Genomic DNA, 13458 nt, shown 5'->3' with positions numbered 1-13458 from the left:
ACGAGAGGATCAGCGCACCGGCCCCGGACCGGTGTGGGCGGACGGGACCGGGGGCCGGTGCTCGTACCAGCGCCGGTCGGCCTCCAGCTGGGCGGCGAGGGAGATCAGGCGTTCCTCGCTGCGGGACGGGCCGAGCAGCTGCGCCCCGACGGGCAGCCCGTCGCCGGTGAACCCGGCCGGTACGTTGATGCCCGGCCAGCCCAGTACGTTCCAGGGCCAGGCGTACGGGCAGGCCTCGGTCATCGCGAGATCGGTGCGCCAGGCGCTCAGCCCGTCGAAGCGGCCGATCGGGGGCGGCGGCAGCGCGGTCGTCGGGGTGAGCAGCACGTCGTACCCGGCGCCGCCCCGCGACGGGCGGAAGAACCCGCCGATCCTGCGGTGCTGGCGCACCTCGCGTTCCCTGGCCGCCCGTACCACCCGGCCGCCGAGCCGGGTGCCGGTGCGCAGTGCGCTGCGGGTGCGCGGGTCGAGGAGCGCGGGGTCGGGGTGGCGGGCGGCGAGTTCGGCGATCCCGGCGGTGGCGCGGGGGACGAAACCGAGGCCGATCAGTCCGTAGTGGGGCCTGGCTTCCTGGACGTCGTGGCCCAGCCGGGCGAGGGCCTCGGCCAGTGCGAGGACGGCCCGTCGCACATCGGGGTGGGGTGCGGAGCCGGTGAGGGTGAGCGGGGGGCGCCAGGCGAGGGCGATGCGCAGCCGGCCCGGGTCGCGGCGGGCGGCGGCCGCGGCGGCGACGGGCGGCGGCCGGTGCTGGTCCTCGGGGTGGGAACCGGCGACCGCGTCGAGCAGCAGTGCGGCGTCGGCGACGGTCCTGGCGAGCGGCCCGTTGACGGTCAGGCCCTGGAAGGCATCGGTGTGCGGGTGGCCGGAGATCCGGCCGCGCTGGGGCTTGATGCCGACGAGGTGGGTCCAGGCCGCCGGGATGCGTACGGACCCCGCCCCGTCGGAGCCGAGCGCGGCGGGCACCAGACCGGCCGCGACGGCCGCCGCGGAGCCGCCGGACGAGCCGCCGGGGGTGTGGCCGGTGTGCCACGGGTTGCGGGTGGCGCCGAAGGCGGGGCCCTCGGTGAACGGCCACTGGCCCAGCTCGCAGGAGTTGGTCTTCCCGACGATCACGGCCCCCGCCGCCCGCAGCCGGCGTACCGCCTCGCTGTCCGCGGTCGCGGCGGGCAGATCGCCGTCGCAGCCGAAGTAGGTGGGCATCCCGGCGACGTCCGTGTCGTCCTTGACGGCGACCGGTACGCCGAGCAGGGGCAGCCGCTCCCCCGCCGCGAGCCGGCGGTCGGCCTCGGCGGCCTCGGCGAGCGCGGCCTCGGCACGCAGGTGCCGGAAGGCGTTGAGGGTGCTCCGGCTCGCTTCGATGCGGCGCAGTGCGGCGGTCACCTGCTCGACCGAGGTGGTGCGGCCCTCGGCCAGCTCCCGTGCGCTGTCGGCGAGTCCCGCGGGACCGGCCGGTCCGGTGGTTTCCACCGCTTCCGTTGAGGACATGGGCGGACCGCCTTCCTCGTGTCGGACGACACCGCGCGGAGGCTGTGCGCGGCGCGCCTGTTGCGCCCGAACGAACTTACCGGAGGGTAACGACGAATGAGCGGTCCGCTCAACCGTTCGGTGGAAAGTGGCCGAGGTGCGTCCCGGGCGTGTTCGGGAAGGTCTTCGGTCGCGTCCGGGGAGTGTCAGTGCCGCTTGCTACTTTCTGCGACGGAAGCGGACCGCGAGAAGTACTGGTGGAGGGCGCGTGGAAGCGGAGTTCGAGGGCGAGTTCGAGACGCATCTGACGGTGCGCCTCGAACCTCGCGCCGGGGGCGGTACGGGGGATGCCCGGGAGGCCGGCCGGCTGGGCCGCTGGGCGGAGCGCAAGGGCCTGAAGCTCACCCGTATCGTCCTGGACCGCGGTGCCACGCCCGACCAGCCCATGCTGACCGAACGGGGCCGGGGTTCGCTCTCCGGGCAGCGGGCCGCCGCCGGGCTCCGGTCGGCCGAGCTGCGCGCGGCGGGCTTTCCCGTCGTACGCGTGAAGATCGAGGCCGCTCCGTGGAACGAGGACATACCGGCGACGGCCTGCGAGGCCGCCGCGCTACCTCCCGACTGCCACTTCGAGCATCACGTCAAGCTGCTGCTGACCGGTGAGCCGCAGCTCGCCGTCGCACGGGCGGTGGCCGAGGGGCACGGCGCGCGTCTGTCGCGCAATGCCCGCCGTACCACCGGCCCCGGGAGCCACGAGCGGTTCGTCACGCAGCGCTGCTACGCGGTGGGCCGTCCGGCGGCGCGGGCCGAGCTCGACGCGCTGCTGGGCGGGCTGGCCGCTGCCGGGCTCGAAGCGCTGGAGGTCGAGGAGGAGTTCGTGGTGCACGACGACCATCCGGCGGTGGACGCCGGCTGGCTGGACGACCCGGCCGCGGTCTCCCGGTGAGCGCGCACGACCGGCCCGTCCCCGGCGAACCGGCGTACGACGACCCCTCGCTCGCGCCGCGCTGGCGGGCCGCCCGGCGCGCCGTCCAGGATCATCTGCTGCACGTGATCGCCGGGTCGCCCTGGGGCGACGGTCTGATCCTGCGCGGCAGTGTCCCGCTCCAGGCCTGGGTGGGCGCCGCCGCGCGGGAGCCGGGCGATCTGGACTGGATCGTGGTGGAGCCGCCGACGGACAGCTTCGTCGACGGCCTCGATCCCTATCCGTATGTCAACGGGACAGCGGTCGTCCAGCAGTGGCCGGAGGCCGCGCACGGCGCTGCCGCTCCCGAGCTGCTGACGGACGGCGAGTGCCATGACACGGGCGGCGCCCGGCCGGTGCTCGCGCCGGAGGGGACGCACTGGATGGAGGCCGAGGAAATGGATCCGCCGTCCTCCCCCGCCGAGGAGGTCGTGGCCGCCCTGGCGGCCGGTCCGCCGCTGCCCGAGGGCCTTCGCATCGATCCGCTCCGGGTGAAGTCGGACGGGACGTGGATGTACCGGGAGTACGAGACACCCGGGGTGCGTGTCGTCGTCCCCTGGGAGGCCGACGGGCTGCCGCCGGGCGAGGTGCGGATGGACTTCGCCGGGGACGAGCGGCTCCCGCAGGCCCCGGAGTGGACGGCCTGCCCGCGCGGTGACGGCGGGCCCCCGACGCCGGTCCGCACGGCGGGCCCGGGGCTCTCGCTCGCCTGGAAGCTGCTGTGGCTCGCCGAGGACCAGGAGGCGGAGGGCCGGTCGGGGGCCAAGGACCTGTACGACGCGGTGCTGCTCGCCGAACACCACGCGACCCGTCTGTCGCCGCGCTTGCTGCGCACCGTGCTGGGCCCGCACGCACCGGACTTCACGCCCGGGGCGGTACTGGACTGGCTGGTGGACTGGTCCGCGTTCCGTGCCGCGCACCCGTGGGTGGACGGCGGCCCGGACCGGCTCCGGGAGCGGCTGGCTGCCGCCCTGCCCCCGCTGCTGGACCGGAGCGCTCCGTAACCGGCCGGGCCGGCCGCCCGTACTGGGCGGCCGGCCCGGCCGACGGGCGGATACGGTCCGACCGGCCGGCCCGTACGGCACAAGCGGCCTACGGCTGGACGGTGATCTCGCCGATCCCGGTGCCGAGGCCGGCGCAGTGCGCGGTGGACTGGCCGGACTGCCCCGGGTTGAGGGTGACGTGCTCGCCGTCCACGTCCGGGGACCAGCCGCACACCAGGTGCACCCAGAAGGTCTGCGTCGTGCTGCCGTCGTTGCGGCACAGCGCGAAGCCCGTGTAGTCGTCGATCTCATGCTTCCCGGTCTCGCAGGACAGGCCGGGCGGCGTCGCCACGGCCGGCACCGCGCTCGCCACGGCCGGCACCGCGGTGGCGACGGTCGCGGGAACCGCGAGCGCGGTGGCCGCCCCCGCCACGACGACGCCCCTGAGCACGGCCCTGGACACACTCCCCATCGACAGCTTCATGTCTCCCTGTTCCTCCTCGTTGACGGCGGACTCGGTGCGCCGACAACCGTCCCCAACACCCCGCGACCCAAAACGAGGCAAAACATCACACTGTGTATGCACCATGGTGGGCTGCGCCGCCGCGCGACCACATCCGCCCCGGCGTACGCTCGGAAGGAGTCGGATGACACCTGAACAGGCCCTACGGGTACTACCAGGGAGGCGACGTGACCGGTCGACACAGCGGCACACGCCGGGCCGCCTGGGCGGCGGTCGTCGTGCTGGGAATCACCGGCGGCAGCGTCCTGGGCGGCGGTGCGGCACGGGCGGACAACGGCATCGACAAGCTCTCCGCCCAGCAGATCGCGGACCGCTCCCGTGACGCCCTCCTGAGCACCCGCTCCCTCCACCTGAGCGTCCGCGGCGAGCTGGGGGACAACAGCCCGCCGTCGTCTCTGGAGCTCAGCCTGGACCGGGACGGCAACTGCAACGGATCAGTGGGTCTCGGCCACAGCCAGGGGTCGGTCCGGGTCGTGAAGCGCGGCGACGACGTCTGGGTCAAGCCGGATGCGAACTTCTGGAAGAACCAGGTCCCGACCGGTGGTTCGGCCTTCGCAGCGATCCTGAACGGGCGGTACATGAAGGGTTCGGCCGACGACCCGCGGCTGCGCGATCTGGCGAAGGGCTGCGATCTGGACACGTTCCGGAAGCTGGTCGGCGACAACGCGGACAACGACCGGGGGACGCTGAACAAGGGCCACAAGACCATGCTCGACGGGGCTCCGGTGGTGCCGCTGACCAGGATGCGGGACGGCCGGACGCTGACGATGTATGTCGCGGCCACCGGCAAGCCGTACCCCCTGAAGATCACTGTTCAGGGCAACGGCACGGACGCGGTCGTGGGCTTCTCGGCCTTCGACAAGCCGGTGCCCACGACCACGCCGCCGCCGGACCAGACGTACGACATCAGCGCTCTGCTGGGCCGTACGTCCGCGCCGGTGTGACGCCGGACCGGCCGCTGAGCAGCACGTACAGCACCAGCGACGAGGCGAGCCCGACCGCCCAGCCGTAGTCCGCGAGCGGTTTGAGGAACGGGATCAGCCCACCGGCCGGGAACGGGCCCGCCCCGGGGGCGGAGTGGGAGCCCCCGATCGCGAGGACGCCGCCGACGACGAACGCCGCGACCGCCCGCCAGTTCCAGCCGTTCGTGTACCAGTAACGGCCGCCGGGGCGGTAGAGGTCCGCGAGGTCGAGCACGGTGCGGCGGACGATCCAGTAGTCGGCGATCAGGATGCCCGCGACCGTGCCGAGCAGTCCACCGACCAGCCCGAGCCAGGTGAAGATGTACAGCTCGGGGGTCTCGGTGAGCTTCCACGGCATGATGAGGACGCCGACGACGCCCGTGATCAGGGCGCCCGTACGGAAGTTGATGAACCGGGGCGCGAGGTTCGCCAGGTCGTACGCGGGTGACACGACGTTGGCCGCGATGTTCACGGAGACCGTCGCGACCAGCACCGTCACCAGGGCGTAGAGCAGCCCGAAGACATTGTCGGTCCGGGCCACGAGCTGCACCGGATCCCAGATGGCTTCCCCGTACACCGCCTGCGATCCGGAGGTGACCAGGACCGAGAGCAGAGCGAAGAGCGTCATCGTGGTCGGCAGGCCGAGCGACTGGCCCCGGATCTGGGCGCGTTGGCCGGCCCCGAAGCGGGTGAAGTCGGGGATGTTCAGCGAGAGGGTGGCCCAGAAGGCGATCATGCCCATCAGCGAGGGGAAGAAGACCGGCCAGAACTCCTTGCCCCAGCCGAGCTTCGAGGGCTGGTCGAGCAGCGGGCCGAAGCCGCCCGCCTTGACGGCGACCCAGACCAGCAGCACGACGGCGCCGACGATGACGAACGGAGCCGCCCAGTTCTCGAACCGGCGCAGGGCGTCCATCCCCCGGTAGATGATGGCCAGTTCGAGCGCCCAGAAGAGGATGAAGCAGAGCCAGAGCGTCCACGGCTGGCCGCCGATCTCGGACGCCTTCGCCCAGCCGCCGAAGATCTTCCCCAGCAGGGTGAAGATGCCGACGCCGCCGATCCAGGTCTGGATGCCGAACCAGGCACAGGCCACCGCGGCCCGGATCAGGGCGGGCAGGTTGGCGCCGCGCAGCCCGAACGAGGCACGGGCCAGCACTGGGAAGGGGATGCCGTACTTGGGTCCGGCGTGCCCGGTGAGCAGCATGGGTCCGAGCACGATCAGGTTGGCCAGCGCGATGGTGAACACGGCCTGTTTCCAGTCCATGCCGAGGGCCACCAGGCCGGAGGCGAGCAGCCAGGACGGGATGTTGTGGGCCATACCCACCCAGAGCGCGGTGAAGTTGTACGTCGTCCAGCGGCGCCGTTCCAGGGGAACGGGCAACAGGTCCTCGTTGACGAACCGGTTGTCGGTGGGAACGGCGCCGGGGGCGAGCTCGATGCGGCCCGATGCGTCGGGTATCGGGTCCTGCGGTGGGACAGGTGGGACGGGTGGGACGGTCGATGTCATGGCGGCTGGACCCTTCGCTCGGGAACGGTGCCGTGCGGGGCGCTGCGGTGCGCGGTGCGGTGCGGTGCTATGCGGTGCGGTGCGGTGCTATGCGGTGCGGTGCGCGGGAAACAGCGGGGAGGCGCAGGAGAGCGCGGTGCGGGGACGGGGGTGCGGACAGCCGTGGGGAGGTGCGCGGGACAGGGGCGGGTCAGTCGGACAGAGCGGGGATGATCCGCGCACCGTAGGCGTCGATCGTCGCCTCGCGCGCGTCGTGCATGTTGTAGAGCGCGAACTGGTCGACGCCCAGGTCCCGCAGGGTCCGCAGCTTCTCGATGTGCGCCTCGGCGGGGCCCAGCAGGCAGAACCGGTCGACGATCCCGTCCGGCACGAAGGTGGTGTCGGGGTTTCCGGCCCGGCCGTGGTGGCTGTAGTCGTAGCCGGACCGCCCGGCGATGTACTCGGTCAGGGCCTCGGGGACGAGCCCGGAGTGCGCGCCGTACCGGGAGACGAGGTCGGCGACGTGGTTGCCGACCATGCCGCCGAACCAGCGGCACTGCTCGCGGGCGTGGTCGAGGTCGTCGCCGACGTAGGCGGGGGCGGCGACGCAGATAGTCACGGAGTCGGGGTCGCGGCCCGCCTCGGCCGCCGCGTCCCGTACCGCCTTGATCATCCACTCGGTGAGGAACGGGTCCGCGAGCTGGAGGATGAAGCCGTCGGCCTTCTGTCCGGCCAGCGCGAGCGCCTTCGGGCCGTACGCGCCCATCCAGACGGGCAGTCTGCCGTCCTTCACCCAGGGGATCTGGACCGGCTGCCCGTCGACGGTGGCCTCCCGGCCCTCGGCGAGGTCGCGGATGACGTCGATGGCCTCGCCGAGCCGGGCCAGCGTGTTGGGCTTGCGGCCGGCGACGCGCATCGCCGAGTCGCCCCGTCCGATGCCGCAGACGGTGCGGTTGCCGAACATGTCGTTGAGGGTGGCGAAGGTGGAGGCGGTCACCTCCCAGGTTCGGGTGGACGGGTTGGTCACCATGGGGCCGACGACGAGGTGTTCGGTGTGTTCGAGGATCTGGCTGTAGATGACGAACGGTTCCTGCCAGAGCACCGTCGAGTCGAAGGTCCAGCCGTAGCGGAAGCCGTTGCGTTCGGCGCGGCGCATCAGGCCGACGACGGCCGAGGCGGGCGGATCGGTCTGGAGGACGAGTCCGAAGTCCATGACGGGTGCTCCTAGTCCAGGTACTGACAGGTGGCTCGCGGGGTGTACATGCCGTGTCCGGCCCGGCCGGTGTACTTCCTTGCGTCGATGACGACCTCGCCGCGCGAGAGGACCGTCTCGACCTGTCCGGTGATCCGCTTCCCCTCGTACGCCGAGTAGTCGACGTTCATGTGATGGGTCTCGGCGGAGATGGTCTGTTCGGCCGCCGGGTCGTAGATGACGACGTCGGCGTCGGCGCCCGGGGCGATGGTGCCCTTCTTCGGGTAGAGGCCGAACATCCGGGCCGGGGAGGCGCAGGCGATCTCGATCCAGCGGCGGCGCGAGATGTGACCGTCCACGACCGCCTGGTGGAGGAGGTCCATCCGGTTCTCCACGCCGGGCATTCCGTTGGGGATCTTGGAGAAGTCGCCGCGGCCCATCTCCTTCTGGCCCGAGAAGCAGAAGGGGCAGTGGTCGGTGGAGACGACCTGGAGTTCGTTGTTCCTGAGCCCCCGCCAGAGCGCTTCCTGGTGTTCCCTGGGCCGCAGCGGGGTGGAGCAGACGTACTTGGCGCCCTCGAAGTCCGGCTCGGCGAGGTTGTCGGTGGAGAGGAAGAGGTACTGCGGGCAGGTCTCGCCGAAGACCGGCAGGCCCTTGTGGCGGGCGGCGGCGACCTCGGCGACCGCCTCGTCGGCGGATACGTGCACGATGTACAGCGGGGATCCGGCGACGCGGGCGAGCTGTACGGCGCGGTGGGTGGCCTCGGCCTCCAGTGCCACCTTGCGCACGTCGCCGTGGTAACGCGGGTCGGTGCGGCCCTCGGCGAGGGCCTGTTCGACGAGTACGTCGATGGCGATGCCGTTCTCCGCGTGCATCATGATCAGGCCGCCGTTGTGGGAGGCCCGTTGCATGGCGCGCAGGATCTGGCCGTCGTCGCTGTAGAAGACGCCGGTATAGGCCATGAACAGCTTGAAGGAGGTGACCCCCTCCGACACCAGCAGGTCCATCTCCTTGAGCGAGGACTCGTTCACGTCGGAGAGGATCATGTGGAAGGCGTAGTCGATGGCGCAGTTGCCGTCGGCCTTCGCGTACCAGGCGTCGAGACCCTCGCGGACCGCGCGGCCCACGGACTGGATGGCGAAGTCGACGATCGTGGTGGTGCCGCCCCAGGCGGCCGCCCGGGTGCCGGTCTCGAAGGTGTCGGCGGCGTAGGTGCCGCCGAACGGCATCTCCATGTGCGTGTGCGCGTCGACACCGCCCGGGATGACGTATTTGCCGGTGGCGTCGATCCTCCGGTCGGCGCTCCAGCTCTCGGCCGCGTCGCTGTCGTGCGCCGCGAGGGCCACGATGCGGCCGCCCTCGATAAGTACGTCGGCATGCAGTTCGTCGGACGCGGTGATGACGAGACCACCGTGGATGACGGTGCGGCTCATGCACCCCTCCTCACTCGTGGCGGAATGGGTCTACGCACGTAGACAAGGTGCGTGATGAAGAACGTAGAAGTGGGTTACCCACTGTGGCAATACCGCTGCCGCTAACCGCTGAAGACGTTTCTGTTTCACCCGCCCGGCACTCCACCGGCCCACAGCGCACCTGCCACGGGCATTCACCCGTGGCAGGCCTCCTCCTGCCGGACCGGCACACCCGACACTCCGTCAAATAACAGAATGATTACGGGTCTGGTCCAAATGTTGAGTACGGTTCATGCGCCCGTCCCATACGTGGCGTGGTCCGATCACCACCGACGGCGAGCCTCGGACACATCACCGGACACCCCCGTTGCCCGGTGTCCAACGACCGATCCCGGAGGATCACGTGTCCCTGTCGCGCTCCGCGTGTACGGTGCTGGCCGCCGCCACCGTCGCCGCCGTCGCACTGCCGCTCGTCACCGCCACCGCACACGCCCAGGGGTCCAAGGCCCCGGCCGCTGCCCCGTACGCCGGTCTGCCGTCCGGCACCAAGCAGGCGAAAAGCCTGGTCATAGGCGTCGACGGCGCCACCTTCGACGCCTTCTCGCGCGCCGACGTCCCGAACCTCAAGCAGCTGATGGCCAAGGGCCTGACCGCCCGGAGCAACCTGTACGCCGACCCGATGGCCCCGACCGTCTCCGGCGCCGGCTGGTCGTCCATCGCCACCGGCGTCTGGCCCGACAAGCACAACGTGAAGGACAACAACTTCACGGCCCCGAACTACGGCGAGTACCCCGACTACGCGACCCGGCTGGAGACCGCCGACCCGGCCGTCTCCACGCTGGTCGTCGGCACCTGGAGTCCGATCCCCCAGATCGTCTTCGGCGCGAAGACCGATCTGCGGATCGCGGGCGGCGACGACGAGGGCACCACGGCCAAGGCCGCCGACCACCTCGCGCACGGCAACCCCGACTCCACCTTCGTCCACCTCGACGAGGTCGACGGCGCCGGCCACAGCAGCGGATCCGCCAGCGACGCCTACCTCAAGGCCCTCAACACCGCCGACGCCCGGATCGGCCGCCTGCTCGACGCCGTGACCTCACGGCCGACGTACGCGAAGGAGGACTGGCTCGTCGTCGTCACCGCCGACCACGGCCACACGCCCACCGGCGGACACGGCGGCAACACCCCGCTGGAGCGCGGCACGTTCGTGATCGCCCAGGGCAAGGGCATCCGGCCCGGCTCGGTGCGCGACGACGTCAAGATCACCGACATCGCACCCACGGTGCTGCGCCACGAGGGCGTCGCCACCGACCCCGCCTGGAACCTCGACGGCACCTCGCTCGCCGAGCTGAAGCCGGACGCCTTCGACGCGCTGCGCCCCTCGCTGCGCACGCCCGTCGACGAGACGAAGCTCCCGGCCGACGCCAAGGGGTGGACGGGCACCGCGCCCGAGGGCTGGTCGATCGACAACTCGAAGATGCCGGCCGGTGGCGTCACCGAGTGGCGCGGCTGGTCCTTCGCCACGGACGAGTTCTGGACCAACGCCGAACGCGGCCAGGGCCGCGAGACGAACGTCCGCGCCCGCAATGTGTTCGCGGTCGCCGACTCCGACGAGTGGGACGACAAGGCGCACGACGCCGGACAGTTCGACTCCACCCTGGTCAGCCCCGCGTACAAGCTGAACGGCGCGGCGAAGGCGACCGTGTCGTACGCGACGAACTATCGGGTAGACGGTCCGCAGACCGGCGACGTCTACGTCTCGTACGACGGCGGCGCCCCGCAGCTCGTCAAGTCCTACCGGGCCGACAGCAACACTGTCGAGCGTCTTGAGCTGGCCGTTCCCCGGGGTGCGAAGGCGGCCCTGCTGAGCTTCCGCTACACCGGCACGAACAGCGCGTTCTGGACCGTCGACCAGGTCGCCTTCGGGCAGCCCGCCCCGCCGTCGGAGCTCGCGGTCGCCTCGCTGAAGGCCGGCACCGTGCTCCTCGGCAGGCCCGGCTCCGAGTCGGCCTGGAAGGTCACCGCGGCCGGTGTGGTGAGGACCGCGCAGGGCAAGCCGGTGAAGGGCGCGAGGGTCACGGCCGAGCTGACGGCCGGCGGCAAGGTGCACAGGCTGACCGGCACCACGAAGAAGGACGGCTCGGTGCGCCTGCGCACCACGGTGCCCCGGGGCGTCGCCGGGGCCACCCTGACCGTCACCGATGTGCGCTACAAGCACCTCGCGTACTACGGCGAGCTCGACCCGGTCCACTCGCTGGACCTCACCCGTCCCACCGGACACCGGGGCTGACCGACCGGACGGGCTCCGCAGCCGCCTCGCGGCCGGGGCCCGTCCGCCGCCCGGCGGGCTCAGTCCACCGACCGCAGAGCCTCGGCCAGGATCTCCGCCCCTTCCTCCGCCTCCGGGATGGTCAGCGAGAGCGGTGGTGCGATCCGCAGCACGCTGGTGTTGTGGCCGCCGCCCTTGCCGATGAGCAGACCGCCCTCGCGGGCCGCTTCGAGCACGGCCGCGGCCGCCTCCGGGTTCGCCTCGTCGGTGCCGGGCCGCACCAGCTCGATGCCGATCATCAGGCCCCGGCCGCGCACCTCCCGTACGCACGGCGAACCCGCGCCGATCGCCCGCAGCCGCTCGATCAGCAGACCGCCGACGCGCCGTGCGTTGCCCTGCAGATCGTGTTCGAGGAGGTAGGAGAGGTTGGCGAGACCGGCGGCCATGGTGACCGGGGAACCGCCGAACGTCGAAATGGAGTTGGCGTCCAGGCAGTTCATGACCTCGGCCCGGGCCACGACACCGCCGATCGACATCCCGTTGCCGATGCCCTTGGCGAAGGTGAGGATGTCCGGCGGGCCGTTCTCGCCGTGCGCCTGCCAGCCCCAGAAGTGCTCGCCGGTCCTGCCCCAGCCGGTCTGCACCTCGTCGGAGATCCACAGGACGCCGTGCCGGTCCAGGACCCGGCGGAACGCCGCGTACAGCCCGTCGGGCGGCGAGGTGAATCCCCCGACGCCCTGGATGGGTTCGGCGATCAGGGCGGCCGGTGCCCGGGTGTGCCCGAGCAGGTCCTCCAGATCGGCGACGCAGGCCTTGATGAACTCCGTGTCGCCGAGGTGCTCGTACGGTCCCCGGGTGCGGACGCCGCCGTGCACGTACAGCGTCTGCAACGGCGACAGGCTGGTCGGCGACCAGGCGTTGTTGCCGGTGATGCCGACGGCGGAGAACGACCTGCCGTGGTAGCTGTTGCGCATCGCGAGGACCTGGTTGGACCCGCGGTACGTGGTGGCGAGCAGCAGCGCCGTGTCGTTGGCCTCGGTGCCGGAGGTGGTGAAGAAGACCCTGGCGTCCGGGATGCCGGAGAGCGAGGCGACGCGTTCGGCAAGCTCCACCATCGGCCGGTTGAGGTAGAGCGTGGACGAGTGGATGATCCGGCCGGCCTGCTCGCCGACCGCCTTGGTCACCTCGGGCAGGGCGTGGGCGGTCATGGTGGTGAGGATGCCGCCGAAGAAGTCGAGGTAGCGCCTGCCGTCGACGTCCCAGACGTGGCGTCCCTCGCCGTGCGTGATCTCCAGAGGGCGCTTGTAATAGAGCGCCAGCCAGTCGGGGCTGACGGCGAGATGCCGGTGGTGCAGGCTGCTCACGGCTCCACCAGTCCTTCGTACGCGTCGGGGCGGCGGTCCCGGTAGAACGCCCACTGCTGCCTGACCTCGTCGATGAGGCCGAAGTCGAGGTCGCGGACGACGAGTTCCTCCTCCTTGTCGTCGGCGACCTCACCGACGAACTGGCCGCGCGGGTCGACGAAGTAACTGGTTCCGTAGAAGTCGTTGTCGCCGTACTCCTCCTGGCCGACGCGGTTGATCGCGGCGACGAAGTACTCGTTCGCGACGGCGGAGGCGGGCTGTTCCAGCTGCCAGAGGTAGCTGGAGAGGCCGCGCGAGGTGGCGGACGGATTGTAGACCAACTGGGCTCCGTTGAGGCCGAGTTGACGCCAGCCCTCGGGGAAGTGCCGGTCGTAGCAGATGTATACGCCGACCTTGCCGACGGCGGTGTCGAAGACCGGCCAGCCGACATTCCCCGGCTTGAAGTAGTACTTCTCCCAGAACCCCTTGACCTGCGGGATGTGGTGCTTGCGGTACTTGCCCAGGTAGGAACCGTCGGCGTCGATCACGGCGGCGGTGTTGTAGTAGAAGCCGGACTGCTCGACCTCGAAGACCGGCACAACGATCACCATGCCGGTCTCACGGGCGAGTTCCTGCATCCGGCGGACGGTCGGCCCGTCCGGGACGGGCTCGGCCCAGCGGTAGTGCTCGGGTTCCTGAACCTGACAGAAGTAGGGGGCGTTGAACACCTCCTGGAAGCCGATGATCTTCGCGCCCTGACGGGCGGCCTCGCGGGCATGCTCCTCATGCTTGGCGATCATGGATTCGGTGTCGCCGGTCCAGGTCGCCTGGACTAGTGCGGCGCGTACGACTTGGGACATGAGCTG

The 13458-nt window shown here is 71.3% G+C and carries 11 protein-coding genes; 4 read left to right on the top strand and 7 right to left on the bottom strand.

Annotated features, from left to right (window positions below; all coding sequences use genetic code 11):
• Positions 1-9: 9 nt before the first annotated feature.
• Positions 10-1485, bottom strand: coding sequence for an amidase (locus tag ABZ622_RS33405; RefSeq protein ID WP_360549692.1), 1476 nt, complete (start codon positions 1483-1485; stop codon positions 10-12).
• A 247-nt stretch (positions 1486-1732) separates the two neighbouring features.
• Between ABZ622_RS33405 and ABZ622_RS33400 the strand changes: the two genes are divergently transcribed.
• Positions 1733-2407: a hypothetical protein gene (locus ABZ622_RS33400; RefSeq protein ID WP_360549690.1), complete on the top strand. Its 675-nt coding sequence runs from the start codon at positions 1733-1735 to the stop codon at positions 2405-2407.
• Positions 2404-3429: a nucleotidyl transferase AbiEii/AbiGii toxin family protein gene (locus tag ABZ622_RS33395; RefSeq protein WP_360549688.1), complete on the top strand. Its 1026-nt coding sequence runs from the start codon at positions 2404-2406 to the stop codon at positions 3427-3429. Before ABZ622_RS33400 ends, ABZ622_RS33395 begins: the two co-directional genes overlap by 4 nt.
• Before the next feature lie 88 nt (positions 3430-3517).
• On the opposite strand, the gene ABZ622_RS33390 is transcribed toward ABZ622_RS33395, so the two are convergent.
• Positions 3518-3892, bottom strand: coding sequence for a hypothetical protein (locus ABZ622_RS33390; protein ID WP_360549686.1), 375 nt, complete (start codon positions 3890-3892; stop codon positions 3518-3520).
• A 206-nt stretch (positions 3893-4098) separates the two neighbouring features.
• On the opposite strand from ABZ622_RS33390, the gene ABZ622_RS33385 reads away from it, so the two are divergent.
• A complete protein-coding gene (locus ABZ622_RS33385; RefSeq protein WP_360549684.1) occupies positions 4099-4875 on the top strand; it encodes a hypothetical protein in 777 nt (258 codons plus the stop codon).
• Here the strand turns inward: ABZ622_RS33385 and ABZ622_RS33380 are convergent.
• The 3 genes from ABZ622_RS33380 to hydA all read right to left on the bottom strand — a co-directional run bounded on the left by ABZ622_RS33380 (position 4838) and on the right by hydA (position 9001).
• Complete coding sequence (locus ABZ622_RS33380) at positions 4838-6397, bottom strand: NCS1 family nucleobase:cation symporter-1 (protein ID WP_360549682.1); 1560 nt, start codon at positions 6395-6397, stop codon at positions 4838-4840. The two genes, ABZ622_RS33385 and ABZ622_RS33380, sit on opposite strands and share 38 nt — an antisense overlap.
• Positions 6398-6587: 190 nt before the next feature.
• On the bottom strand, positions 6588-7589 hold the full coding sequence (locus ABZ622_RS33375; protein ID WP_360549680.1) for a TIGR03842 family LLM class F420-dependent oxidoreductase: 1002 nt from the start codon (positions 7587-7589) through the stop codon (positions 6588-6590).
• An 11-nt stretch (positions 7590-7600) separates the two neighbouring features.
• A complete protein-coding gene (gene hydA / locus ABZ622_RS33370) occupies positions 7601-9001 on the bottom strand; it encodes a dihydropyrimidinase (RefSeq protein WP_360549678.1) in 1401 nt (466 codons plus the stop codon).
• Positions 9002-9383: 382 nt separating this feature from the next.
• On the opposite strand from hydA, the gene ABZ622_RS33365 reads away from it, so the two are divergent.
• Positions 9384-11270: an alkaline phosphatase family protein gene (locus tag ABZ622_RS33365; protein ID WP_360549676.1), complete on the top strand. Its 1887-nt coding sequence runs from the start codon at positions 9384-9386 to the stop codon at positions 11268-11270.
• 59 nt (positions 11271-11329) lie between these two features.
• Here ABZ622_RS33365 and ABZ622_RS33360 read toward each other — a convergent pair whose 3' ends face one another.
• Together ABZ622_RS33360 and ABZ622_RS33355 are read right to left on the bottom strand one after the other, a co-directional pair.
• Positions 11330-12613: an aspartate aminotransferase family protein gene (locus ABZ622_RS33360; protein ID WP_360549674.1), complete on the bottom strand. Its 1284-nt coding sequence runs from the start codon at positions 12611-12613 to the stop codon at positions 11330-11332.
• Positions 12610-13452 carry a nitrilase-related carbon-nitrogen hydrolase gene (locus tag ABZ622_RS33355; RefSeq protein ID WP_360549672.1) on the bottom strand — a complete coding sequence of 281 codons (843 nt, stop codon included), beginning with the start codon at positions 13450-13452 and terminating at the stop codon, positions 12610-12612. The genes ABZ622_RS33360 and ABZ622_RS33355 overlap by 4 nt, the downstream gene beginning before the upstream one ends.
• Positions 13453-13458: the final 6 nt, after the last annotated feature.

It is taken from the genome of Streptomyces sp. NPDC007164, assembly GCF_040634135.1.
Taxonomy (GTDB): domain Bacteria; phylum Actinomycetota; class Actinomycetes; order Streptomycetales; family Streptomycetaceae; genus Streptomyces; species Streptomyces sanglieri.
The sequence above is the reverse complement of the archived record's forward strand: the minus strand, read 5'-3'. Positions and strand labels throughout refer to the sequence as shown.

Coding starts and splice junctions, on each gene's coding strand:
- ABZ622_RS33405 (WP_360549692.1), bottom strand. CDS start 1,485: ATGTCCTCAACGGAAGCGGTGGAAACCACCGGACCGGCCGGTCCCGCG.
- ABZ622_RS33380 (WP_360549682.1), bottom strand. CDS start 6,397: ATGACATCGACCGTCCCACCCGTCCCACCTGTCCCACCGCAGGACCCG.
- hydA (WP_360549678.1), bottom strand. CDS start 9,001: ATGAGCCGCACCGTCATCCACGGTGGTCTCGTCATCACCGCGTCCGAC.
- ABZ622_RS33375 (WP_360549680.1), bottom strand. CDS start 7,589: ATGGACTTCGGACTCGTCCTCCAGACCGATCCGCCCGCCTCGGCCGTC.
- ABZ622_RS33390 (WP_360549686.1), bottom strand. CDS start 3,892: ATGAAGCTGTCGATGGGGAGTGTGTCCAGGGCCGTGCTCAGGGGCGTC.
- ABZ622_RS33355 (WP_360549672.1), bottom strand. CDS start 13,452: ATGTCCCAAGTCGTACGCGCCGCACTAGTCCAGGCGACCTGGACCGGC.